At 64.6% G+C, this 23,817-nt stretch carries 24 protein-coding genes; all 24 read right to left on the bottom strand.

Annotated features, from left to right (window positions below; all coding sequences use genetic code 11):
• Positions 1–44: 44 nt before the first annotated feature.
• Complete coding sequence (locus FB389_RS00655; RefSeq protein WP_142110908.1) at positions 45–971, bottom strand: RluA family pseudouridine synthase; 927 nt, start codon at positions 969–971, stop codon at positions 45–47.
• Positions 968–1,459, bottom strand: coding sequence for a signal peptidase II (lspA, locus tag FB389_RS00650; protein ID WP_246043450.1), 492 nt, complete (start codon positions 1,457–1,459; stop codon positions 968–970). Before lspA ends, FB389_RS00655 begins: the two co-directional genes overlap by 4 nt.
• On the bottom strand, positions 1,460–1,921 hold the full coding sequence (locus FB389_RS00645) for a TraR/DksA family transcriptional regulator (RefSeq protein WP_142110907.1): 462 nt from the start codon (positions 1,919–1,921) through the stop codon (positions 1,460–1,462).
• 206 nt (positions 1,922–2,127) lie between these two features.
• A complete protein-coding gene (locus tag FB389_RS10545) occupies positions 2,128–2,940 on the bottom strand; it encodes a DivIVA domain-containing protein (RefSeq protein WP_211344927.1) in 813 nt (270 codons plus the stop codon).
• A 140-nt stretch (positions 2,941–3,080) separates the two neighbouring features.
• Positions 3,081–3,374, bottom strand: coding sequence for a YggT family protein (locus FB389_RS00635; protein ID WP_142110906.1), 294 nt, complete (start codon positions 3,372–3,374; stop codon positions 3,081–3,083).
• Positions 3,375–3,377: 3 nt separating this feature from the next.
• Positions 3,378–3,860: a cell division protein SepF gene (locus FB389_RS00630; RefSeq protein ID WP_142110905.1), complete on the bottom strand. Its 483-nt coding sequence runs from the start codon at positions 3,858–3,860 to the stop codon at positions 3,378–3,380.
• 112 nt (positions 3,861–3,972) lie between these two features.
• Entirely contained in the window at positions 3,973–4,713 is a 741-nt protein-coding gene (gene pgeF / locus FB389_RS00625; RefSeq protein ID WP_211344926.1) for a peptidoglycan editing factor PgeF, read from the bottom strand.
• Positions 4,714–4,723: 10 nt separating this feature from the next.
• Positions 4,724–6,067, bottom strand: a complete 1,344-nt coding sequence (gene ftsZ / locus FB389_RS00620) for a cell division protein FtsZ (protein WP_142110904.1) — start codon at positions 6,065–6,067, stop codon at positions 4,724–4,726.
• Between the two features lie 154 nt (positions 6,068–6,221).
• The gene (locus FB389_RS00615; protein WP_142110903.1) at positions 6,222–7,184 is read right to left on the bottom strand and encodes a cell division protein FtsQ/DivIB; all 963 of its coding nucleotides are present in this window, start codon (positions 7,182–7,184) and stop codon (positions 6,222–6,224) included.
• Entirely contained in the window at positions 7,181–8,635 is a 1,455-nt protein-coding gene (gene murC / locus FB389_RS00610) for a UDP-N-acetylmuramate--L-alanine ligase (protein ID WP_142110902.1), read from the bottom strand. Before murC ends, FB389_RS00615 begins: the two co-directional genes overlap by 4 nt.
• Entirely contained in the window at positions 8,632–9,762 is a 1,131-nt protein-coding gene (murG, locus tag FB389_RS00605; protein WP_142110901.1) for an undecaprenyldiphospho-muramoylpentapeptide beta-N-acetylglucosaminyltransferase, read from the bottom strand. The genes murC and murG overlap by 4 nt, the downstream gene beginning before the upstream one ends.
• On the bottom strand, positions 9,759–11,072 hold the full coding sequence (gene ftsW / locus FB389_RS00600) for a putative lipid II flippase FtsW (RefSeq protein ID WP_142110900.1): 1,314 nt from the start codon (positions 11,070–11,072) through the stop codon (positions 9,759–9,761). The genes murG and ftsW overlap by 4 nt, the downstream gene beginning before the upstream one ends.
• Positions 11,069–12,511: a UDP-N-acetylmuramoyl-L-alanine--D-glutamate ligase gene (gene murD / locus FB389_RS00595; protein WP_142110899.1), complete on the bottom strand. Its 1,443-nt coding sequence runs from the start codon at positions 12,509–12,511 to the stop codon at positions 11,069–11,071. The genes ftsW and murD overlap by 4 nt, the downstream gene beginning before the upstream one ends.
• On the bottom strand, positions 12,508–13,593 hold the full coding sequence (gene mraY, locus FB389_RS00590) for a phospho-N-acetylmuramoyl-pentapeptide-transferase (protein WP_142110898.1): 1,086 nt from the start codon (positions 13,591–13,593) through the stop codon (positions 12,508–12,510). The genes murD and mraY overlap by 4 nt, the downstream gene beginning before the upstream one ends.
• On the bottom strand, positions 13,590–14,993 hold the full coding sequence (locus FB389_RS00585; protein ID WP_142110897.1) for a UDP-N-acetylmuramoyl-tripeptide--D-alanyl-D-alanine ligase: 1,404 nt from the start codon (positions 14,991–14,993) through the stop codon (positions 13,590–13,592). Before FB389_RS00585 ends, mraY begins: the two co-directional genes overlap by 4 nt.
• A 36-nt stretch (positions 14,994–15,029) precedes the next feature.
• Complete coding sequence (locus FB389_RS00580) at positions 15,030–16,607, bottom strand: UDP-N-acetylmuramoyl-L-alanyl-D-glutamate--2,6-diaminopimelate ligase (protein ID WP_142110896.1); 1,578 nt, start codon at positions 16,605–16,607, stop codon at positions 15,030–15,032.
• Between the two features lie 43 nt (positions 16,608–16,650).
• Positions 16,651–18,390 (bottom strand): peptidoglycan D,D-transpeptidase FtsI family protein, encoded by a 1,740-nt coding sequence (locus tag FB389_RS00575; protein WP_142110895.1) that lies wholly within the window; start codon positions 18,388–18,390, stop codon positions 16,651–16,653.
• Between the two features lie 143 nt (positions 18,391–18,533).
• A complete protein-coding gene (locus FB389_RS00570; RefSeq protein WP_142110894.1) occupies positions 18,534–18,749 on the bottom strand; it encodes a hypothetical protein in 216 nt (71 codons plus the stop codon).
• 65 nt (positions 18,750–18,814) lie between these two features.
• Positions 18,815–19,231 (bottom strand): cell division protein FtsL, encoded by a 417-nt coding sequence (gene ftsL, locus FB389_RS00565; RefSeq protein WP_142110893.1) that lies wholly within the window; start codon positions 19,229–19,231, stop codon positions 18,815–18,817.
• Positions 19,228–20,232, bottom strand: coding sequence for a 16S rRNA (cytosine(1402)-N(4))-methyltransferase RsmH (gene rsmH / locus FB389_RS00560; protein WP_142110892.1), 1,005 nt, complete (start codon positions 20,230–20,232; stop codon positions 19,228–19,230). Before rsmH ends, ftsL begins: the two co-directional genes overlap by 4 nt.
• Before the next feature lie 226 nt (positions 20,233–20,458).
• Positions 20,459–20,893, bottom strand: coding sequence for a division/cell wall cluster transcriptional repressor MraZ (gene mraZ, locus FB389_RS00555; RefSeq protein ID WP_142113345.1), 435 nt, complete (start codon positions 20,891–20,893; stop codon positions 20,459–20,461).
• A gap of 615 nt (positions 20,894–21,508) precedes the next feature.
• Positions 21,509–21,907 carry a DUF3040 domain-containing protein gene (locus FB389_RS00550; RefSeq protein WP_142110891.1) on the bottom strand — a complete coding sequence of 133 codons (399 nt, stop codon included), beginning with the start codon at positions 21,905–21,907 and terminating at the stop codon, positions 21,509–21,511.
• 125 nt (positions 21,908–22,032) lie between these two features.
• Positions 22,033–23,286 (bottom strand): DNA polymerase IV, encoded by a 1,254-nt coding sequence (gene dinB, locus FB389_RS00545; RefSeq protein ID WP_211344925.1) that lies wholly within the window; start codon positions 23,284–23,286, stop codon positions 22,033–22,035.
• A gap of 71 nt (positions 23,287–23,357) precedes the next feature.
• Complete coding sequence (locus FB389_RS00540) at positions 23,358–23,810, bottom strand: SAV_6107 family HEPN domain-containing protein (RefSeq protein WP_142110889.1); 453 nt, start codon at positions 23,808–23,810, stop codon at positions 23,358–23,360.
• Positions 23,811–23,817: the final 7 nt, after the last annotated feature.

Below are 23,817 nucleotides of genomic sequence, written 5' to 3'. Positions count from 1 at the left end.
CGCCTTGCGCAGCGTTTAGGGACCGACGAGGCCGCCCCGCCCTGTCAGTGGATTTCGCGCAGGTTGTCGAGAACCCGTTGCAAGCCGGCGGGGTAATCCGAGGTGATGCGCATCGGCGCGCCGGTGCGCGGATGCTCGAATTCGAGTTCCACGGCGTGCAGCCACTGGTGTTCGAGGTGCAAGCGTGCGGCCACCGTCGGGTCGGCGCCGTAGGTCATGTCACCGATGAGCGGGTGTCGCAGGGCGGACATGTGCACCCGAATCTGATGCGTGCGCCCCGTCTCCAGGTGCACCTGCGCGAGGCACGCGCCGGGGAGCATTTCGATGACTTCGTAGTGCGTGATCGATGGCTTCCCGTCAGCGGTGACGGCGAACTTGAAGTCGCGCCCGGGATGGCGGCCGATCGGCGCGTCGATGGTGCCCGCGAACGGGTCCAGGTGTCCTTGGACCAGCGCGTGATACACCTTGGTGACCCGGCGTTGCTTGAAAGCGCGCTTCATCACGGAGTAGGCAAGCTCCGATTTCGCGACGATCATCAGCCCGGACGTTCCCACATCCAGGCGGTGCACGATGCCCTGCCGCTCGGGCGGTCCGGATGTTGCGATCCTGTATCCGGCACCCGCCAAACCCGACAGCACGGTGGGGCCGTCCCACCCCGGCGACGAATGCGCGGCAACGCCTGCGGGCTTGTCTACGACCACGATGTCCTCATCGTCGTAGACGATGGACATCCCCGGGATCCGGTCCGACCGCGGTTCCGCAGGCGCGGCTGGCCGAGTCGGCTCGTCCACCTCCAGCAATGCGCCGCCCACGACCCTGTCCGATTTCTTGACCGCGCATCCGTCGATTCGCACCGCGCCGTTCGCGATGAGGTCTGCCGCGGCGCTGCGAGTGAATCCGAGCATCCGCGCCATCACCGCGTCGACGCGGTCGCCCTCTAACCCGTCCGGAACGAAATAGCTCCTGGTCATTGCTGCGGACTGCGCCCCAACGGTACGCGGCGCAGGTTCAGGTAGGCCACGGCGAGCGCCGCAACGACGAGGGCGATGTCGGCGACGTTACCCACGAAGATCCCGTAGTCGATGAAGTCAACCACGTGGCCGCGGCCGAATCCCGGCGCGCGAAAGAGCCGGTCGATGACGTTACCCAGCGCCCCCCCGAGCAGGAGGCCGAGCGCTATTGCCCAGGCACGGTTCCCCACCCGCCTGGCCGTCAGGACGACGCCCACGGTGATCGCCACGGCGATGACGGTGATGATCCACGTGCTCGATGCGCCCAGGGACAACGCCGCGCCGGGGTTGAAGACCAGCCGCAACCCGAGCAAGTCGCCGATGAGCGAGATTCTCTCGCCACGGTGCGACAACGCGGCAAGCGCCCAGACCTTCGTGAGCTGGTCGATGACGACCGTAATCGCGGCAATCCCAAAAAGCGTCAGGGATGCCCCCCAGCGAGACTTCACCTAGCGCCGCTCCTCACGTTGCTTGCACGCCACGCACAGTGTTGCCCGGGGGAAAGCCATGAGGCGGGCCTTCCCGATGGCGTTTCCGCAGTTCTCGCACTGCCCGTACGTTCCGTCCTCGAGCCGTTCGATCGCTCGCGCGTTCTGGGCAGCCAGGGCTCGCAGGTTGTTGATCATGGACAGTTCGTGTTCTCTTTCGAGTGCCGACGATCCGGAATCGGCCTGGTCGTCCCCCGCACCGTCGCCAGAATTGCGCAACAGTTCGGACAGCGACTTGTCGGCCTGTCCCAACTCAGTGGCGAGTCGCGAGCTTGCCGCCACCAGGTCGTGGACCACGGCCCCCAGTTCCTTGCCCGTCCAGGGCTGTTCGCCATCGCGAACCGGGAACTTCGACGCCTCCTTGGTCAGGCCACGCAAACGCCCTTCCGTGTCGCGTGGCCCCGTCTTTTCGTCCGTGGTCATGGCACCTAACTCTCGTTCGCTGGATCGGTCTGAACTTCCGGCTGCAACGCTTCGCGCTTAGCCACGTCGGGAAAGGATACACGCTTTGGGACGCCGCAAGCTGCGGGACCGCCGATACGATTGCGTGGAGGATGAAAAAACGAAGGGGCGGACGCCGCGTCTAAGCACGCAGCCTCCACCCCCTCGCCGAAAAAGACGCGCTACATTTACGCGTTCGACGATGGACCGGTCTGCAGGTCCTCGAGAAGGCCCTTGAGCGAAGACTCCAAGCGTCCGCGGTAATCCCGCTCGAAGGTCTTGAGGTCTTCGATCTTGCCCTCGAGCGCTGAGCGGTCACGGTCCAGGTCGGAAAGAACCTGCGCCGACGTGTTCTTGGCCTCGGTAACAATCCGGTCGCTCTCCGCTTTCGCCTCGGAGATTAGCCGCGCCGCTTCCTCTTGACCCTGACGAACGTGGTCGTCGTGCAACTGCTGCGCAAGCTGGATGATCCCCGATGCCGCATCCGATTCCGCCTGGGGCGTTGCGGCCGCCTGCTGCTGCGCGTTCTCCAGTTCCTGCGCCTTGGCAGCGAGTTCCGCGTCCTTGGCGGCCGCCGCCTGCTGCGCGGCCAACAATTCACCGTCCTTGGCCGCTACCTGCTCCTGGAGGGAAATGAGCTGCTCTTTGAGCGCGGCGGCCTCGTTCTTCGCGGACTCTGCGTCGGCCTGCACTGCCGCGAGCGAACCACTGTTGTCGGTGGCGCTAGCCTCCGCCGCGGCGAGGCGGGCTTCCGCGGCGGCGAGTTGCTCGCGCACCCCACCGAGTTCGGCCTCGAGCGCGGCGGCCTTGCCGTCGTCGACGGGTGCCGCTTGAGCGGCGTCGACCTGCGACTTCAGCGACTCGTTTTCCACGTACAGTTCACGCAACGTACCGAGCACCAGATCCAGGAAGTCATCGACTTCCTCGATGTCATAGCCGTCTCGGAACTTCGTCGTCTGGAACGTCTTGTTCAGGACGTCATCTGGTGTCAGCAGTTCCATCGTTTCACCTCGGACAATAGAGTTCGGATCGCGCGGATATACAACCACACGCTGGGACTACGTTAGCCGATAAGTGCTGGATCGCGCACCCACGGAAGCGGCGGCGTCCAAAAAATCGGCATCATCGTGCAGATTTGGGGTCAGGCGGCAGCCAGATAGCTGACGAATTGCAAGGCGATCGAACACGCGAAAAAAAGCACCATAAAGCTCAGATCGAGCGAAATCGCGCCCAGTCGGAGGTCAGGTATCACCTTGCGGATCGCCTTGAGCGGCGGATCGGTCACACTGAACGTGACTTCGGCTACCACGAGCATCGCGCCGCGCGGACGCCAGTCCCGGTTGAGGACCTGAACCCAACTAATCCCCACGCGCACGAAGAGGATCAGAATGTAGGCGATGAGAATCCAGGACAGGAGTTGCCAAACGAATGTCACGGCTCAGCTTTGGTTGTAGAAGCCAGCCCGCGTGCCCTCGCTCGCGCCGCCCTCGCTGTCGATTTCTACCGTTTCCGGCGACAGAAGGAACACCTTGGCCGTGACGCGCTCAATGTGCCCGTGCAAACCGAAGATGAGGCCCGCGGAGAAATCCACTAGGCGCTTGGCGTCCGCATCGGTCATATCCGAGAGGTTGATGATGACGGGGGTACCCTCACGGAAGGCCTCGCCAATGAGGCGAGCATCGTTGTAGGACCGGGGGTGGATGGTGGTGATTCGCTTCAATTCGCCAGCTCCGCTGTTCGTTTCCTGAACGGCCGGACGCAGGTGCGTGACGGGGGCCTCGTACTGCGCAACGTCCTGCTGCCCCTGGTCGGGATCGTCGTAGTATTGGTCGCCACCGTCGTAGTCCAGGTCGCCTTGCTCGTCTCGGTTGTCCCCAAAGCCCAAGTACAGCATGGTCTTCCTTATGGCATTTGAGGCCATTTGATACTCCGTTCCTGCTGGTGGTCGGCCCGCGGAAGTGAGCCGTGTCGTCGCGTGTGTTCTAAACGCTAACCGCGATGCGGAATCGGGGGCCGTAACGACACGCCGCAACTCACTTGCTCACGATCACCCCGGCGAAGCGCCCCGTCACGCCGCTGCCCTCGTGGCAGGACCGACGGTAGGAGTAAAGATCGTCGTGTTCATAGGTGCACGCTGGATCAACCGCGACGATCCTCACGTCGAGTCGGCGTAACTGAGCTTGCACCGCGGCGCCGATGTCCAGCCCGGCGCTATTCCACCGAGTTGTGGCGAACGCCGCCGGTTCCGCTTCGCACACGGCCGATCGCAAGTCCGGTGGGACCTCGTAGCATCGCCCGCAAATGTGCGGACCGACCGCCGCGAGGATGAGATCGGAGCCGCCCGAACGAAGTTGGCCCACCGCGGCCGCTATCACCCCGGAGAGCATTCCTGCCCTGCCCGCGTGCACGGCGGCCGCATGGCCCGTCGCCGGGGCGGCCAGGAGCACCGGAACGCAATCGGCCACCAGCACCGCGACGGCGCAGCCGCCGCGGTGCGTGATCAACGCATCCGCGGTGCCGACCTCACCCGTTGGGAACCGGTCGGTGACGGCCGCAACGGTATTCGAGTGGACCTGATTCATGTAGGCGACCGGGCTCCCCAACTCGCGCGATAGCCGATCTCTGTTCGCGCCGACGTCCTTGGGGTCGTCACCGACGTGGGAACCCAGGTTGAGGCTTGCCCACGGTTCGCGGGAAACGCCCCCGCAAGTCGCCGTGAATCCGCCGACAAAACCGTCGCCGATTTCGACCCGGCGCAGCAGCCGCGCGCGCACCGCGGATCCCCTACCTCAGGAAGTCGGGAAGGTCCAGGTCATCACTGGGACGCTGCCGGGGTGCCTGCTCCTCGAAGATTCGCGGGACCTCAATGGCTCCCGTTGCCGGGGACGTCGTGGGGGTCGGGCGCGTTGCGGGACGCTGCGGGGCAGCGGGCTCGGCTTGCGCGTGAGGTTGCGCGGACGAGCCCGTCTCGTCGATTTCCTCGTCAAGGGGCACGACCGGGCGCACCACCGCGTGCGCACCGGTCGCCGTAGCCGCCTGGCGCTCGGCACGGCGCGTGCGGAACTCGCCCGCGGCCGCGGGCGCGCCGCCCGCCGACGATTGGGCCGGCGCCGGTGCGGCAGCGACGGGGGCCACGGGGGCCGACGCGACCGCGTGGCTAGGGGCCGGTGCCGGCTTGGCATCGGGCGCATCGAAGCCCGCGGCAATCACCGTCACGCGCACTTCATCGCCCAGCGCATCATCGATGACGGTTCCAAAGATGATGTTCGCTTCGGGGTGCGCCGCTTCGTGCACCAGGCGAGCGGCCTCGTTGATCTCAAACAGACCAAGGTCGCTGCCTCCCTGAATGGAAAGCAACACGCCGTGTGCGCCATCGATGCTGGCCTCCAGGAGCGGCGAGGAAATCGCCATCTCGGCAGCCTGCACCGATCGATCCTCACCGCGAGCCGCTCCGATCCCCATGAGCGCGCTACCGGCGCCCTGCATGACGGATTTGACGTCTGCGAAGTCGAGGTTGATCAGGCCGGGCGTTGTGATGAGGTCGGTAATGCCCTGGACGCCGGAGAGGAGAACCTGGTCGGCGGAATGGAAGGCATCGAGCGCGGACACGTTGCGGTCGGACATCTGTAGCAGGCGATCGTTCGGGATGACGATGAGGGTGTCGACCTCGTCGCGCAGCGCTTCGATTCCGGCGTCCGCCTGCGACGACCGGCGGCGCCCCTCGAAGCCGAACGGCCGCGTCACGACACCGATCGTCAGGGCCCCGAGACTGCGCGCGATGCGGGCCACCACGGGAGCACCACCGGTTCCCGTGCCGCCGCCCTCACCCGCGGTCACGAACACCATGTCCGCTCCGCGCAGGACGTCGGCAATGTCCTCTTCGTTGTCTTCGGCGGCCTTGCGGCCCACCTCGGGGTCGGCCCCCGCCCCCAGACCGCGAGTGAGTTCGCGGCCCACGTCCAGCTTGACATCGGCATCGGACATCAGCAGGGCTTGCGCATCGGTATTGATCGCAACGAACTCGACGCCGCGCAATCCGACTTCGATCATTCGGTTCACGGCGTTCACACCGCCGCCGCCGATGCCGACGACTTTGATGACTGCCAGGTAGTTCTGCGGATCCGCCATGGCCCAACCCTTCGATATTCCTTAACCCTCTACTTGAGAGTTATAGTTATGTCAGTTTCAACTGCCACCCAGACGCTAAACGCCATCTGCCCGCGCACCTACGATATTGCGTGCGTGTCGGGCGATTCACCCGGCGATTCACGAAATTGCCGATTCACGAGGTTATCGGCGCGGTCGGTGCGGACACGTCGAAGACCTTGACCCCGGCAGCGCCGGAATCCTTGCGCAGCACTCGCAACACCTTTGTTTTCAGCACATTGTTGGTGGAGTCGCCCCACACCACCTGCTGTTTGGTGTCGAGAACCAGCGTGATGTCATCTTGCGTCGTCGCCCGCACGGTGGTGATGTCGCTAGCCAGCGACTGCGGGATGGCAGCCAAAACCACCAGCACGGATTCGAGCACCACCTTGTTGTCCCCGGCCACGGGAATCGAAATCTCAGGCAGATCGCTCGGGGCCTTCGCCACGCGTCCCACCTGGACGGCCTCAGCATCCAGTAATACGTATCCGCCCGATGCGGAATCCTTGACGGCCGCGACGGGCTCGCGAGCCAGGATCGTAATCGCAATACCGCGCGGCCACACGCGCTTGATGCTGACATCTTGGACCCCGCGCACGTCCTTGATGGCTAGCCTCAGAGCCGTTGTATTGAGCCGCGGCAGCGGGGTCCCCGTTCGCTTGGCCACCAGAGCCTCGACGGAGGCCCGATCCACGGTTTGCTCGGTGCCCTTGATAGTTACCCGATTGGGTTGCAGCGCGAAAATCGGGGAAAAGAAGATGGTCCATACCACGGCCGCCAGGATCGCGCAGACCGCGCCGGCCCACCACCAGCGCCGCCGCCTGCGTGCCGATTGGATGCGCGCGCGCTCCTCGATCCGCGCCTGGAGCCCGGTCGATACTACCGAACGAGGCCCGGTAGCCGGGCGGATATAGCCGGGGGTGGGGTCGATGGCCTCGGGAAGGGCAGATTCGTCCGCCTCTCGCTCGGGCGTTTCTGCGCCGCCAGCGCGGTTCGCGGCCCCCACCGCCTCGCCGCCAGAGCGGTTCGCCGCGCGGGACCCGGCAGCCGCGCGGACTAAGCGGCCGGGTCCCGCGATCGGTCGGGCTGGAGGCTTCACGAGACGCCGGCGCTATCGGCTAGGGCCGCCAGCACTTCATCGGCAACCGTCGTAATGTCGCCGGCGCCCACGAGCGCGATCACATCACCGGGTCGCGCCATCGCGGCCGCGCGGCGGGCCGCAGCATGCATGTCGTCGACCGATTCGAGCCGCGATTTTGCACCGGCAGCCTTCACGATAGTGAATCCGCCGACGTCGGTACGCGGGGCCTCCCGGGCCGGGTACACGGACGTGACCAGCGCGTGGTCGGCCAGCTCAAGGGCGCGGGCGAACTCGTCGGCAAAATTTTGCGTACGCGAGTAAAGATGCGGCTGGAAGATCACCAGCACGCGCCCCGGGGCCGCCACCTTCGACGCGGCGGTAATCAACGCGGCCACCTCCGTGGGGTGATGCGCGTAATCATCGATCACGCGGACACCGCCAACGACGCCCCGCGTTTCAAACCGGCGCCCGGTTCCGATGAACTGATGCAGAGCGCGCGCGGCATCATTCACGTCGAATCCCAGCTCCGCCGCCACCGCAAGGGCCATCGCCGCGTTCCTCACGTTGTGCTCACCGGGAACCTGCAATTCGAGGGGCACGGGGCCGTGGCCGCGAGGCCGCACGATCGCGCTCGTAACAGCATCCTTGCCCGGTATCTCGACGTTGCCGATGCGATAGTCTGCGGCCTGATCGAATCCGACGGTTACCACTCGCGGGGAGCGCGCGGTCCCGTTCCCAGGTGCCGCGAGGGTGCGCAAGAGACGGCGCGTGCCGGGGTCGTCGCTGTTGGTGACGATCAGACCGCCGGGACGCACGCACCCGGCGAACGACACGAAGGCCCGGTCGAAGGCCGCGGCGCTTCCGTAGTGGTCCAAATGATCGGGTTCGATGTTATTGATGACCGCAATCGCCGGGCGGTAGTTCAGGAACGAACCATCGGACTCATCGGCCTCGATAACCATCGACTCGCCTGTGCCAGAATGCCCGCCGCTCACCGTCCCCGACGCAAGCTTGACGGATCCACCCACCGCGAATGAGGGATCATCTCCCAATTCGCGCAGCATGACCGCGATCATCGCCGTCGTCGTTGTCTTGCCGTGGGCGCCGGCGACCGCGATCAGGCGCCGCGGATTCGCCACGGCAGCGAGCGCCTCCGACCGGTGCAGCACGGGCAGCCCCGCCGCGCGCGCCGCCACAAGTTCGCAGTTGGTATCCCCGATCGCGCTGGAAACGACGACGGTATCGGCGCCCTGCACGTGCGCCGGATCGTGACCGACCCACACTCGGATCCCGCGGGCGCGCGCACTCTTGAGATTCGCGGAGTCGTGGGCGTCGCTCCCCTGCACGTCCAGCCCCAGGTCCGCCAGCAACTGGGCAACGACCGACATGCCGGCTCCCCCGACCGCGATGAGGTGAACCGTTCCCCACGTCCGCGGATCGTTGCGATCAAAAACTGGTTGAGAGGTCATTGCCGCACTATCGCCTTCACTATCAGATCGGTGAGTGTCTTTGTTGCATCGAGCGCCCCGACGGAGCGCGCGGCGGTGCGCATGTTCGCGAGCCGATCGGGGCTTTGCCACAAGGGAATCGCGTTGTCCTCGAGCCAGGACGCCGTGAGATCGGCATCGTTGACGAGCACCCCGCCCCCCGCGGCAACGACATCGTGGGCGTTGCGCGCCTGCTCGCCGTTCCCGATCGGAAGCGGAACATAGACCGCAGGCAGACCAAGCGCGGCCAATTCGCACACCATTCCGGCGCCCGCCCTGGTCAGGACCATATCCGCCAACGCGAAAAGCTGATCCATGTTGTGGGCGTATTCGATAACCACGTAACGATCTCGCAGCGCCGCATCCAGCATAGAGCGAGCCCGCAGCGCGGCCTCCGTCTTTCCGCGACCGGTGACGTGGACGACTTGGCCCTCGCGCACGAGCCGGTGCACGCTGCCCGCGACCGCTTCGTTGATGCTCTGCGCCCCTAGCGACCCACCGGTTACGAGCAGAGTCGCAAGCTCCGGATCGATCCCGACTGCTGCCGCGGCCGCCCACCGGGCCGCGCGGCCCCTGCCCGCAGCATTGGCCGCCGCGAGCTCCTCGATGGGCGCCCGCAGGGGAAGCCCGACTTGCTGCGCCCCGGGCAGCGGCGTGTGGGCGAACGTCGTGGCGACGACAGAGGCCCACCGCGCTCCCACCCGGTTGGCGAGACCGGGGCGGGTGTTTTGTTCGTGGATGATCAACGGCAACCGCAGCTTGCGCGCCGCCAAGTACGCCGGCGTTGCCACATACCCACCGAAGCCGACGATCCCCTGGGCGCCGACCTCCTGAATGATCCGGGCCACGTCCTTGACCGCCGCGTTGAAGCGAGTCGGCAGTGTCACCAAGTCTGCCGACGGGCGCCTGGGCAGTGGGACCCGCGGAATATATCGCAGGTCAAGACCTGCTGCGGGAACGAGTTCCGCCTCCACCCCGGTCGCGGTCCCCAACGCGGTGAGGCGTGCGCTCGGGTACCGGCGGCGGAGTTCCGCCGCGACTGCCAGCAGCGGATTGACGTGCCCGGCGGTGCCGCCGCCCGCCAAGACCAGCGATAACGGTTGGTTCATGATCGGCCTTTTTTGTTGGATCGGGTCGGTAACCCCGTGCGGACTGAGTGCGCGATGACGCTCACGGACTTGCGCACCACCGAGGGGCGCGTTCGCAGCAGTTCCGCCGCGCCCGGCTCCGTGCGCGCAAATTGGATAACTACGCCAAGCGCCAGCATCGTCGAGATCAACGCGGATCCACCGGAGGAGATGAGCGGCAAGGGGACGCCGATCACGGGCAGGAACCCGATGACGACTCCGATGTTGATGAGCGCCTGCCCGATGATCCAGCACGCGATCGCGGCAGTGGTCACGCGCGCCATCATATTGTCGTGACGGCGAATGATCCTGATCATCCCCAAGCCAAGGGCGGCGAAGAGCAGCAGTACGGCGACGGTGCCGAGCAGCCCGAGTTCCTCGCCAATTATCGCGAAAATGAAGTCGTTGTGAGCCTCCGGCAGATAGGACCACTTCTGGCGGCTGGCGCCAAGGCCCACTCCCGTGATTCCCCCGGACCCCAGTCCCCACAAGCCGTGCTTAGTCTGGTAATTGAGGCCCTGCGGATCGCTGACGTCATCGTGTCCCAGCCAGGCTTTGATGCGCGAAATCCTGTTACTCGCTACGAGCACGTATGCGACCGCGAATGTCGCGAATCCGGTTGCGGCAACCACGAACACGCGAAGAGGAATCCCCGCCACGAACAGCGCCCCGGCGGCCAGGAGCATCAGAATTCCCGCGGTCCCCAGGTCGTTGCCTGCGACAACCAAGAGGAGCGCCAGGAAGATCACGGGCACCGCGGGGAAAATGGCCGCGCGCACGTCGTTGAGTTGATCGCGTTTGTGGTACATCACAAAACCGAGCCACAGCGCCAGGGCAATCTTGATGAATTCCGACGGTTGAATAGTCACGGGTCCCGCGATGTGAACCCAGTTCGTGTTACCGCCCTTGCCGCGAGCCAGCGGGGTGAAGATGAGCATCTGCATGAGGAAGGAGGCGACCAAAATGACGCCCGTTAGTCGCATGTAGGCCGCGATGGGTATCCGACTGGCAACAAGCATCAGCGCAAGACCCACCACGACGTACATTCCCTGTTTGAGGAATTCCGCGAACACTGATTCGCCGTCGGCCAGCGCCTCTATCGAGGAACTGGAAAGGACCATGACCAGCCCGAATACGATGAGCATCGCAGACGATCCGACCACCATGTAATAGCTGGTCAGCGGGGAGTCCCACACGGAGGCGAACCACCGGCTGGTGCCGGCCCCCCGCGTGGGCGCCTGCTTGCGGGCGGGCGATGACACGGTCGACGGTTTGGCGCCGATACGTGTCATTCCTCGTCGATCTCCCTTTCGCCCCGCAGTTCCGACACCGCGCTAGCGAATGCTTCACCGCGATGGGCATAGGAAACGAACTGATCCATTGACGCGCATGCGGGAGCCAACAGGACCGTCTGCCCGGGTCGGGCGAGGGCTGCCGCCGCGCGCACGGCGTGCAACATCACCGCCTCATGCTCGCTGGGGTCGACCACCGCGGTCGGGACATCGCTCGCGTGTCGGCCAAGTGCTTCGCGAATGAGCGACTGATCTTGGCCGATGACAACGACCCCGGCGAGTTTGGGGCGAACCTGCGTCACCAGGTCGTCGAAGCTGACGCCCTTGGTCAGGCCTCCGACGATCCAGACCACCGATCCATCGGCCTGCGCCGCCAGCGAAGCCGCGGCTGCGTGCGGATTCGTGGCCTTCGAATCGTCGACGTAGGCCACACCGCGCACCTGCGCCACCTTTTGTATGCGGTGCGCGCCGGTGTGAAATGCCGCTAACCCAGAATGCACCGCATCCGCACTCACCCCGTATGCGCGGGCCAGAGCGGTTGCCGCAAGGACGTCCAACACGGAATGCGGGGGGATGATTCCATCGATGGCCAGCCCGGCCATGTCGTCGAATGTGGCCAGTTCTTGCGCAAAACGCTGTCTGGTCACGTCATCGATTCCCGCGTGGAAAGCACGGTCGACGATGAGAGCGTCCACTACCCCGATTTGCCCGGCAGCGGGCGCGCCGCGCGTGAACCCAATGGCTCGAGCGCCGGGCGCGACGTGGGCCTGCTGAACCATGGAGGTGATCGCGACGTCTCCCACCGGATACACGCACGCTCCCGTGACGCCCTGATAGATGCGCGCCTTGGCTCGCGCGTAGGCGTCCATGGAACCGTGCCAATCCAAGTGGTCCTGCGCAACGTTGAGAACCACCGCCGCCAGGGCCTGCATGTCCCGCGCGTAGTGAAGCTGAAAACTCGATAGTTCGACGGCGAAGACGTCGTAGGAAGGATCTAGAGCGGCCGTCACCAACGGCGACCCGACGTTGCCCACGGTGGCCACCCGGGCATTAGCGCGCGCGAGAATGGAGGACAGCACCTCGACGGTAGTCGTCTTGCCGTTGGTGCCTGTGACGGCGAGCCACGGCGCGGGCTTCCCCGTTGCCGCCGTCGCCACGCGCAGGTGCCAGGCCAGGTCAATCTCTCCGATGACCGGGATTCCAACGGCCGCGGCGCGCTTGAATATGTCGGCGTCGGGATGCCAACCGGGCGATGCGACGACCAGATCAATCGCGCCTACGTCGATTTGGCTGGCATCCGCGAAATCCGCATCCCTGCGCGCATCGAGCGTGCGCACGCTGCCGCATCTGCCCCTGAGCGCGTCGCGAACGGCCAGGCCCGTGACCCCCGCCCCGGCCACCAGTACCCGCGCGGTATCGAGTGAGGCCTGCCACGTCATGATGCGACCACCCACTGCCCGTAGAAGAGTCCGAGCCCCAGTGCCGCGCACAGCCCCGCGATCAGCCAGAAACGAACGACGATATTGACTTCGGGCCACCCCAGCAACTCAAAATGGTGGTGCAGCGGCGCCATCTTGAAGACGCGCCTGCCGGTCGCTTTGAAGAACCCGATCTGGATGACGTCGGACATGACGATGATGAAGAACAGCCCGCCGATAATGACCGCAAGAACCTCGGTGCGCGACAGAATCGAAATGGCCGCATACGCGCCGCCCAATGCCAGCGAACCGGTGTCTCCCATGAAGATCTTTGCCGGGCTGGCATTCCACCACAGGAATCCGCAACACGCCCCCGCGATTGCGGCCGCGACGATCGCCAGGTCGTAAGGATCGCGCACGTCGTAACAGCGCGAGGGTAGTGCCATGGCGCCCGCGCAGTCCTGGTTGACCTGCCACAGGCCCACGAAAATGTAGGCGCCGAAGGCGATAAGCGATGCGCCCGTCGCCAGGCCATCGAGACCATCGGTGAGATTGACCGCGTTCGACCAGGCGGTGATCAGAAAGTTGGCCCAGATGATGAAGAGAACCACGCCAATGCCGATCCCCCACGCCGCCATGTTGATGGATGTGTCTCGCAGGAACGAGATTCGCATCGATGCCGGGTAGCGCCCGTGCTGGTCCCTAAATTGCAGCGCTAGCACGCTGAACGAAATACCGATGATCCCCTGCCCAATGACCTTCCAGGTTGGGGAGAGGCCGAGGCTTCGTTCCTTCCTGATCTTCGTGAAATCATCAGCGAATCCGACGAGGCCCAGGCCCACCATCAGGCCTATCACCAAAATCGCCGATACACCGGGAACGCGCCCGACGATGAGTGCCGAAACCAGCCAACCGGCAACGGTTGCGCCGATGATGACGACACCACCCATCGTCGGGGTACCTCGCTTGACCATGTGCGTGGCAGGGCCGTCTTGGCGTATGAACTGCCCATACTGGTGGCGAACGAGGAAGCGAATGAACAGTGGCGTTCCCAGCATGGCGACCGCAAAAGCGACGGCCGCAGCGGTAAGCAAGGCGATCATTCGGCGACACCGCCCGCGGCCAGTTCATCGGCCAGTTCCCACAGGCCGGCCCCGTGCGATGACTTCAGCAAAACTACGTCTCCCTCGCGTAACTCATGTTGGAGCAGGTCACGCGCGTCGCGAATTGTGTCAACAAAGACTGCTTCATCGCCCCACGACCCCTCCTGCGTCACGCCGTCGAAGATACCCGATGCGCCCGCCCCCACAACAATAGTGCGCGAAATGTTCAAGCGGACCGCCAATCGCCCGACTTCGTCGTGCTTGGCGCGCGATTCGGGACCGAGTTCAAGCATTTCGCCCAATACCGCGACCGTCCGGCGCCGCCGCGCCGCGCGTTGGGCGAGCGTGCGCAACGCGGCCTTCATCGAATCCGGATTCGCGTTATAAGAATCGTCGATGATGGTCACCCCGTCGGGGCGTTCGGTGACATGCATCCGGTGCGCCGAAAGTGCCTTCGCGGAGCTCAGCGCCCCGGCCACGGCGGCGACAGCAAGCCCCAAAGTGATTCCCACACTCGCGGCCGCCAGCGCGTTCATGACGTTGTGCGCGCCGATGAGTTGCAAGCTGACCGGGGCCGATTGAGCGGTGCGGTGATCCGTCACCGTAAAGTCGACTCCCCCATCGGGGCGGACGATCTCGTCGCTTGCCCGGATGTCGGCATCGGTGACATGTCCGAAGGTCACAACGGGCCCGGCGGTGAGGGCCGACATGGCTCGCACCCTGAGATCATCGGCGTTCAGCACGGCGGTGCCTCCAGCGGCCAGCCCCAGTACTAATTCGCTTTTGGCCTCCGCAACGGCCTCGATGCCGCCGAATTCTCCCAAATGGGCCTGCCCGACCATCAGTTCGACGGCGATGTCAGGGGGCGCGATCGAAGTGAGATAGGTCAATTCACCGAGGTGGTTGGCGCCCATCTCGAGGATCAAGAAACGAGTTTCCTCCGTCGCCCGCAATACGGTCAATGGCAGGCCGATCTCGTTATTGAAGGAACGAATCGGTGCCACCGTCGGCGCGTGCGAACCCAGGATCTGCAATAGCAGATCCTTTGTTGTGGTCTTCCCCGCAGATCCGGTGATGGCCACGACGCTCATCTTCGCCCGCTCACGCAGCCTCTTGAGCACTCCGCGCGCAAGGGCGCCAAGCGCAGCCGCGCTATCGGCGACGACGACGCTCGTGACGTTAGCGATGGTGCGCTCAGCGATGACGACAGCCACCCCGCGCGCCACGGCGGCGTCAGCGAACGCGTGCCCATCGTTGCTTTCGCCGCGAATCGCCACGAACACGCCGCCGGGAACCGCCTCGCGTGAGTCGGTGACCACATCCGCGGTCACCGTTGCGTCTTCACCCACAACCTCGCCGTCCACCATCGAGGCAATTTCGGCAGCAGTCAGTTGAATCACGCAATCTCCTCCATCAGCATTTCGGTGCCCCCAGACCTAGTTTGTTGCACCCAGGGCGGCACGGGCGGCATCCCGGTCATTGTACGGAGTGAATACGCCCGCAACTTCCTGCGTCGGTTCGTGCCCCTTACCCGTAATGATCACCGTGTCGCCGGCGCTTGCGTGTGCGATCGCAACTGCAACCGCATCCCAGCGCGGCGATACTTCGTGCACCAGCTCGCCGCCGGGACGCACGGATGCTACTCCCGCAAGAATGGCCGCGCGTATCGCCGCGGGGTCTTCCGACCGCGGGTTTTCATCGGTGACGACCAGTTCGTCCGCCAAGCGGGCCGCGATCTCCCCCATGATCGGGCGTTTGCCGCGATCGCGGTCCCCATCGGATCCGAAAACGATAACCAGCTTGCCGGGAGTTATCGCCCGTACGCCCTCCAGCGCGAGCGCCAAGGCGTCGGGTGTGTGCGCGTAGTCCACGATGACGAGCGGCCGATCCGGGTCATCCACGACACGCTCCATGCGCCCCGGAATCGCCGTGATGCTCTCGATTCCCGCGGCCGCATCCGCAAGCGAGACCCCGGCGCTGTGGGCGATCACCATCGCCAATGCGGCGTTTGCAACGTTGACGATTCCGGGCAGCGGGCAGTGCACGCCGATCGCGATGCCGTCCGGACCTCGCAACGTGAAGCTCGACCCGATCTTTCCCATCGTCACGTGCGCGTCGGTCACCCGCCATTGCGCTGAGTCATACCCTGCGGATTCGGGGTGCGTGGCAACGGTGGCGACGGGAATTTTCGCCTCCGCGGCCAGTCGTTGGCCCCACTCGTCGTCGACGCAGACCACGCCGCGCCGGGCCACACCCGCAGAAAACAGCCGTGCCTTGTCGTGGAAGTAATTCTCCATGGTGACGTGAAAATCGAGGTGATCGCGTTGCAGGTTCGTGAACCCGACGACGTCGAACTGCGCCCCGGCGATCCGCTGCAAGGCAAGCGCGTGGGAGGACACCTCCGTGGTCAGGGCGCCAGCGCCGCGCTCGGCGGCCATCGCCGTGACGGACTGGAGCACGGGCGCTTCCACCGTCGTGCGAGGGCTCGGGATCGCCACATCACCGACACGCAGTTCCACGGTTCCGAGCAACGCGGTGGTGCCGACGCCGCGCGCCATGGCCGCATCGATAAAGTAGGTGGTCGTCGTCTTCCCGTTTGTGCCGGTGACGCCGATCGTCACCAGTTTGGAGCACGGGTAGTCGTAGAACCAGGCCGCGATTTCCCCCGTCACCTCGCGTTGCTCGTCACGGTTACGGAATATCAGCAGCGGGAGGTCACTGTAGGCCGGGTCTGCACCAATGAGACCCCCGCCCTCGTCGTCTGTCAAAACTGCGACCGCGCCAGCGGCCACGGCCCTATCGACGAATTTCGCGCCGTGCGTCTTCAGCCCGCGCAAACCGACGAAAAGGTCACCCGGTTCCAGGTCCCCAGTTCCGACGGCCAGACCCGTGATAGTTACGCTGCGATGAGCGGAATTTTCAAGGACGAGCGCTCCGCCGAATCTGTCGACCACATCCCCTAGGGTCTTGCCGAAGACGGCACGGGGCCGCATAAGTCCTTGCTGCGAAGTCATACCTGTCAATCTACCGTTCGCGAGTTGTGAACCCCGGCAAGGCTCACCATTCTTCCTTATACAGCTTGGCCTTGGTCGTGCTGGGGGCAATCCCGAGGCGTTGTAGCGCGTAGGTGCCAACCTTCGCAAAGACGGGCCCCGCCACCGCACCACCGTAGATCGATACCTTCTCGCTGGGGTTGTTCACCACCACCGAGATCACCAACTGGGGGTCCTCTGCCGGGACGACTCCGATGAACGACGCCACGATGTCGTTCATTTGCCCGCTCGCATCCGCGGCTTGCGCCGTGCCCGTCTTCGCGGCAACGCGGTATCCGGTGATGGCGCCGGCCTGCCCCGTGCCGTCGATCACCGTCGATTCGAGCATCTTGAGCAAATCCTTGGCAACGGATTCCTTGATAACCTGCGTTCCCTCATCCGCTGCCCCGGTATCCGCACCGGATGTGTTGATGTCGTCCGTCACCTTGCTCCCGGAAACCTGCTTGACAAGGTGCGGGTTGACCTTCTTACCGGAGTTCGCGATCGTCGCGAACACGTCCACGGCCTGGAGCGCGGTGACCGATACACCCTGCCCGAATAGAACAGTTGACTTTGTGCGCCCATCCCACTTATCGACGGGGTGCAATATGCCGCGAGATTCGCCCGCCAATTCGATCCCCGTGAGTTCACCGAAACCGAATTTATGCAGATAGTCGTAACGCACTTGCAGCGGTAGGTCCTCTGCCGCCATGACGGTTCCGGTGTTCGACGAGTTGGAAAGAATGCCGGTCAGCGTCCATTTCGCCGTCGGGTGATCGTGCGAGTCCTTGAAGGTCTGACCGTTTGCTGTCGTGTAGCGGTCCGGGACCTTGTATCGGCTCTTGGGCGTGGCAAGCCCCGTCTCCAGCAGCGCCGCCATCGTGATTACTTTTGCCGTCGATCCCGGCTCAAATACGTCCGATACCGCCTTGGAACCGCGGTCCGCCGGGTCGGACTTGCCGGGAGCATTGGGATCGACCGACTTGTATTCCGCGAGCGCGTACAGCTCCCCCGTCGTGGGATTCATGACGGTGACCGAACCGCCGCTGCCACCGACGGCCTTGATCTGATCCGCCAGGGCCTGCTCTGCCACGTACTGAATGTCGCGGTCAATGGTGAGTTCGACGGTGTCGCCGGGCTGGGCGTCGACGGTTACCTGCTCGCCGGCGGGAATGACGTGACCGCTAAAAGCTCGCTCGTACGTGATCGACCCCGCGGTTCCCGTCAATTGCTGGTTGTACGCGCTCTCAATGCCTGCCTGCCCGTTGCCATCCGACCCGACGAATCCAACGATGTTGCCCGCAACCGATCCCGCCGGATAGGTGCGCTTCGTCGTGGTTTCGGAATAGATGCCGTCGATCCGCAAACTAGCGATTGCCTGCCAGGTTTCCGGCAACACGTCCTTTTTGACGTACTTGAACATGCGGTCACCGGTGTAAATGGCAGCAAGTTCGGTCTGCGACATGTCGAGAAGCTCGGCGGTGAGACGCGCCGCCTCCGTCGGTCCGCCGACTTTCTCGCCCGCCGCATTCGTGTGCGACCACTTGGCAATTTCGCGCTGATTGACCGTCACGTTATACCTGGTGACCGACGACGCCAACACGACGCCGTTACGGTCGGTGATGGAGCCACGGTTGGCCGACAGTGTCTTCGTGACCGTGATCTGCTTGCGCGCCTCGGCCGCCAAAGCCGCGGCATCGATTCCTTGGATATAGACGAGTCGGCCGATGAACAAAAGCAGGACAAGGCATGACGCGACCACCATCCAGTTAACGCGAATGCCGGTGCGCGCTTTGGCAGCGGTCCCCCACGACCCTTTCGTAATGCGCGCCCAGATCGATCGCCGGGCTGGCGCCGTTGTCCCGCCTCCAGGTCCAGATGTGGCGCGCGCGCCCGTGCGTCCTGCTCCTATGCGAGCATCCCCGGAGGCACTCCCCGCGCCCTGCGGTGACCGTCCGCGTGCCCGCTGGTCGGCTGCTGGACGCACGGGCTTTGGTTCACCGATGCCGCCTTGCCCACTTCGCGAGTTGCTTGCGGCACGCTGCGCAGCACCTCGAGGCTGCGTTTTCTCGGTGCGCGCGGGGCGCGGACGTTGGCCGCCCGGTCCGCGGTTCGCTCCAGCACCCTCGACGCCTCGTGTTTCGCTGCGCCGCCGATCCCGGTCACCACCCCGGCGATCGCTACCCACGTTATTTCGCCAATCCAACGATCGACGAATCGCTCAATCGAATCATCAGGGGTGCCTGCTGCTGCTTCATGCCCAGCCGTTTGGCGGATCGCGCCAGGTTCTTCGGAGTATTCAGGTCATCGAGCCGCGTCTGGAGAATGTCGGTTTGGCTGGCCTCTTGCGAGATCTGCTTTTGCAGCGCAGCCTGCTCGTAGCTGCCCTGCGCCATGAGGGTGTTGAGAACAAGCGATCCGGCCAGTGCCGCGACCAGGGCAAGCATCAACACGATCAAGAAGGCGGCCTGGCTGCGCGACGCCAGCCGGGTCGGAACGACGGTGAGTTCGGGGGCACGAACCGCCTGCTCCGCCGCAACCGGCGCGCCGCGATACGACCGTCGTGGTGTCGGCCTGCTGGGCGGGAGTGGCTGGGCCAAACTCATGCGTCTTTCCTTTCGCGTTGTGGCGAGGTTTCTCGTGTGCGTTCAGCGACCCGCAAGCGCACCGAGGCGGCGCGCGGGTTTTCCATGACTTCGTCGGCGGGGGCCTTCATCGCACCCCGCGTAATGAGACGCAAGTACGGCTGGTCGGCGGCCAGCTCGAGGGGGATTCCGCGCGGCGCATTCGACGTTGCTGCGCGCGCAAACGTTCGCTTGACGATTCTGTCTTCAAGCGAGTGGTACGACATCACGGCGATCCGCCCGCCGACGGCGAGCGCATCAACCGCGGCGGGGATCGTATTCGAAAGGATTTCCAGTTCCGCATTGACCTCAATGCGCAGCGCCTGAAATGTCCGTTTGGCGGGGTTGCCGCCTGTCTTGCGGGAAGCTGCGGGTATGGCACCGCGTATCAGATCCACCAGGGGGCCGCTGGACACCCACTGCTCCACCGCACGCCTCTCCACGATGCGATTCGCGATCCGGTTGGCATAGCGTTCCTCGCCGTACTCGCGCAGTATTCGAGTTAGCTCTCCCACAGAGTAGGTGTTCAGAATCTGCGCAGCGGTGGTTGGCAGGGTCGGGTCCATGCGCATGTCCAGCGGCGCGTCGGTCCGGTAGGAAAAGCCGCGTTCGGCTTCGTCAATTTGCATCGACGAGACGCCCAAATCCAGCAACACTGCCTGCGCACCGGGGATACCACGGTCCGCGAGAATGTCGTAGATGTTGTCGTAGGTGCTGCGAACCGGGGTGAACCGGTTTCCGAACGGCGACAACCTTTGGCTGGCCAGTTCGAGAGCACGCGGATCGCGGTCAATCCCAATGACGCTCGCACCCGGAAAACGCCGCAGGACGGCTTCGGTGTGACCGCCGAGGCCCAGCGTGCCATCGACAAGGATCGCTCCCGGGGCATCGAGAGAGGGCGCTAGCAGCTCAAGGGTTGGTTCTAAAAGAACCGGCACGTGCTTGCCGGTGATGTCGTCCCGATCGATCGACGACTCGCTCATGCTGGCTCTCCTCTCGTGCGGATGGTCGCATCGGTGCGCAGCGGCGCACGCTCGGTCATTGCGGGCTTACCTGGATCTGGGGTCGGCGGCTTCATTCGACACATCGTGTTCGAGCTTCGCGCCTTGATTGCTTCCACTCCCTGGTCTCCCACCGCGGGTATCTGGCGCCGGGGAAGTGCGTCAGATTTGCGGGAGGAGGCCGCGAAGTGTAGCGAAGTTGGCGAAATCAGAACGATATTTCTGGAAGCACCTCCCCATCCGTGTCCGAGTAGGCGCCCTCGGTGTTGGCAAGGTATTCCTCCCAAGCGGCAAGGTCCCATACCTCCACGCGGGTTCCCGCGCCAATTACCGCGAGATCGCGCTCCAGGTCTGCGTACTTTCGCAGCAGCGGCGGGATCGAAATCCTGCCCTGCTTGTCTGGAACCTCCTGGCTTGCACCGGACATCAGCACGCGCATGTAGTCGCGGGCCTGCTTGCTGTTGATAGAAGCCCGGCTGATCTTGTCGTACATCCGCTGGAACTCGTCGAGTGGCAACAGGTACAGGCAGTGCTCTTGGCCGCGAGTCATGACGAGTCCGGTCGCCAGCTGCGTGCGGAACTTTGCTGGAAGGATGAGCCGCCCCTTGTCGTCCAGCCGCGGCGTGTAGGTACCCAAGAGCAAATTGGGTAGCGCAGACAGCGGCTGAGTCACAGCGGTTCACCTCCGTTCTATTCCAGACTCCCCCACAGTACTCCACTTTCCTCCACGACGCTCCTACATTTCCCCTCCTGCCCGGCTGCCGAATGCGAATACGCAGGTCAATACCCGTAAAAAATGGTGGTGGGTTTTTGCCGTCGTCGAAGCATTGGCGTGTCAGGACGCGCGGAGACGAGCAGCATAGGTGGAATTGCGCGAGAGGCCGCGCCGATCCGCGTCGAACGGCGCCACAGGTGGAGCAAAGTGGAGGAATCCAGAACCCGCCCGCGTTTTCGGCGGAAGGTGGGGAGGCGGGAACAACGCCAACGGGTCTGGGTTATGGCACGCCTCCACCGCTGGCGCAGAGAAAAAGACCACCGCTGGCGCAGAGAAAAAGACCACCGCGGGCGCAGAGAAAATGCCCACCGACCGACGCGAGGAACGCAAGGCGTATGGTGGGTCCGCCTAACAGTCAGCCGGGATTGCGCGCGCAGTCAGACACTACCGACATTGGGGCATCTACGACACGGGCGGACCCCAGGGACCGCCGCGTGACTGGCATTGATTGATCAAACCGCGCCTGAACCGGCGAAACAGTTCCTAAAGATCACCGCGCCGCCGACGCTCCCAACGACGTTCCAGCTTCTGCGAAAAGGACTGCCGCGCGGGCGTTGTCCGCGTTGTTTCGGGGCCGCGCGGGGACTTTGCCGACTGGCTTCCATCAGCGCCACGGGGCGACATGCCGAACCCGTAAATCGTTGCCGCCAACATCACGACGAATCCGCTGATACCGACCGCGACCAGGGAGGTCGCGACGCCGACCACGGCCAGCACCAGGCCAACGATGATCCCGAGAATTGCCACGCTGTAGCGCCCAGCCCCGCGAGTGCGGTCGGCGCTGGGGACCGGATCGAACGATTCGGCGGGTTCCGCGTCCTCGCCCCTAAGCGCGCGCTCCATTTCCTCGAGCACGCGCTGCTCGTGTTCGGAAAGCGGCACGAGACACCCCCATTGGCTGGAAAAACCGGATCAGTGAGTCAAGGATAGTCGGGATTCCTGAGGGAGGATAGTTACGCCGCGTTTTGCATCTCACACGCCGGACCGCACCGCCATCGGGAGCCCGGCTACTTCCCTTTGTGCAAGATCGAGCTTGCGGGCGCCAGCGCACCGCCACCGAATCTGCGGCGCACCCGATCGAGCGCTTCAATCGAGCGGTCGATCGCATCGACCGAGTGATCGAGCGCCTTGGCAGGACCATCGTCCACATCGGTGGAGGCAGGAGGCACCGCAAAGGAACGAGCGGGCGAGTCGGTGCAATCCACGATGCTACCCGGCTGCAATTCGTCGAGAGTTCCCTGCCGGCCAACGGCCCTAGCCGACCGCAGCCCCTCGGCACGCAGGCCTATCAATCTCACCGCCGCGCCACCCTCGCGCGCAGCCCGCAGAAGCTTGCGCGCCACCTCCACGATGTCACCGCCGCGATCGCTGGGCGCGGGTAACGACCGCGATCTGCTGACCACCGCCATGGTGGACGATTTCACCTTGACCGTAACCGAAGTTGCCGCGAACTCCTTATCTCGCAGCTGAGCGGCAACTCGATGCGCCAGATCCACCAAGTGGCGGTCTAGCTCGGCGGACGCAACGAGATCCTGAGCGAACGTCCGCTCCGCTCCAATACTCTGTTCCACCCGCGACGGCTCGACCGGCCGCAGGTCGCGCGCCCACGAGAGATCAAACAGGAGGCTGCCGGTGACCCCGAGCCAGTAACGAAGCGCATCTGGATTCGTGGCCGATAGTTCCCTGACGGTATCGATTCCGCGCGAATGCAGTATCTCGGCTGTACGATCGCCGACCCCCGGCAACGCCTTGACCGGCAGCGCCTGCACGAATTCGATCTTCGATTCGGCAGGAATCACCAGCAAGCCGTTCGGCTTGGAATGGGTCGACGCTAGTTTTGCGATCAGTTTCGACGGCCCCACCCCGACCGAACACGTAATCGAGAGTTGTTCGCTGACACGCTCGCGGATCGCCCGCGCCATCGACTCGACGTCCGCCCAATGCTTGCGCACGGATGTGACATCGAGGTAGGCCTCGTCGACTGAGACCTGCTCGACTACCGGCGTGATGTCATGCAGAATCGCCATGACCTGCCGTGAGACCTCCCTATAGCGCTCCATCCGGGGCGCTACGATCGTGGCATCCGGGCACAGCCTTCGCGCCGCGGCCATCGGCATAGCGGAGTGCACGCCGTTTCCGCGCGCCTCGTACGAGGCGGCCAGCACAACGGAACGCTCCCGACCACCCACTATCAACTTCTTTCCGCGCAGGTGCGGATCATCAGCGATTTCCACTGCGGCGAAGAATGCGTCCATGTCCACGTGGAGGATGCTGCAAGAAGCGTCCGCCGGGCCCCAGTATCGACGAACGGAAGCGGATCGCGGCGCGTTGCTCACGATGCTTGCCGTCGCTCGCTGGGACCGGGGGTACCTTGCGCGTCGATGTAGTCCAAGACGGCCACGGCGAATCGCGCCGCGTCATCGGCGAGATCAGCGGCGGCCTGCGCTGGAATTCCAACGACGACTCCAGTTTCGATTCCGGCCCGCACCCGCGCGCTTTCCTCGAACCGTGAGACGAGCCCCGCCAACTCCGGTGCGCGGTTGATTATTTGCACCCATACCGACTTCGACAGGCCGCGCCGGGTAGCCGCGGGTGCGACCACGAGCGCGGCGGCGGCGAACTTCAGTGCGGCCATGTGACCAGCAACGAAAGCCTGATCGGGATCGCTAGCACCGCGGGCAATTGCCAGTTCTCGCTGCGCGCGAGCCACCAGCTCGCGAACGGGCCGAGCAACCACGCCCGGCCCCTCAGCGGGCGCAATCCTCGATGCGATATCTATAACCACGTGGACC

Origin of the sequence: Rarobacter incanus (assembly GCF_006715765.1) — a bacterium.
Lineage (GTDB): Bacteria > Actinomycetota > Actinomycetes > Actinomycetales > Cellulomonadaceae > Rarobacter > Rarobacter incanus.
The sequence above is the reverse complement of the archived record's forward strand: the minus strand, read 5'-3'. Positions and strand labels throughout refer to the sequence as shown.

Excerpts from the sequence above, each read along its gene's own strand:
- murD (WP_142110899.1), bottom strand. The coding sequence starts at position 12,511 with ATGACGTGGCAGGCCTCACTCGATACCGCGCGGGTACTGGTGGCCGGG.
- FB389_RS00575 (WP_142110895.1), bottom strand. The coding sequence starts at position 18,390 with ATGGTGGTCGCGTCATGCCTTGTCCTGCTTTTGTTCATCGGCCGACTC.
- ftsL (WP_142110893.1), bottom strand. The coding sequence starts at position 19,231 with ATGAGTTTGGCCCAGCCACTCCCGCCCAGCAGGCCGACACCACGACGG.
- FB389_RS10545 (WP_211344927.1), bottom strand. The coding sequence starts at position 2,940 with ATGGAACTGCTGACACCAGATGACGTCCTGAACAAGACGTTCCAGACG.
- FB389_RS00645 (WP_142110907.1), bottom strand. The coding sequence starts at position 1,921 with ATGACCACGGACGAAAAGACGGGGCCACGCGACACGGAAGGGCGTTTG.
- ftsW (WP_142110900.1), bottom strand. The coding sequence starts at position 11,072 with ATGACACGTATCGGCGCCAAACCGTCGACCGTGTCATCGCCCGCCCGC.
- ftsZ (WP_142110904.1), bottom strand. The coding sequence starts at position 6,067 with ATGGCGGATCCGCAGAACTACCTGGCAGTCATCAAAGTCGTCGGCATC.
- FB389_RS00580 (WP_142110896.1), bottom strand. The coding sequence starts at position 16,607 with ATGACTTCGCAGCAAGGACTTATGCGGCCCCGTGCCGTCTTCGGCAAG.
- murC (WP_142110902.1), bottom strand. The coding sequence starts at position 8,635 with ATGACCTCTCAACCAGTTTTTGATCGCAACGATCCGCGGACGTGGGGA.
- FB389_RS00630 (WP_142110905.1), bottom strand. The coding sequence starts at position 3,860 with ATGGCCTCAAATGCCATAAGGAAGACCATGCTGTACTTGGGCTTTGGG.
- murG (WP_142110901.1), bottom strand. The coding sequence starts at position 9,762 with ATGAACCAACCGTTATCGCTGGTCTTGGCGGGCGGCGGCACCGCCGGG.
- rsmH (WP_142110892.1), bottom strand. The coding sequence starts at position 20,232 with ATGAGCGAGTCGTCGATCGATCGGGACGACATCACCGGCAAGCACGTG.
- FB389_RS00655 (WP_142110908.1), bottom strand. The coding sequence starts at position 971 with ATGACCAGGAGCTATTTCGTTCCGGACGGGTTAGAGGGCGACCGCGTC.
- mraY (WP_142110898.1), bottom strand. The coding sequence starts at position 13,593 with ATGATCGCCTTGCTTACCGCTGCGGCCGTCGCTTTTGCGGTCGCCATG.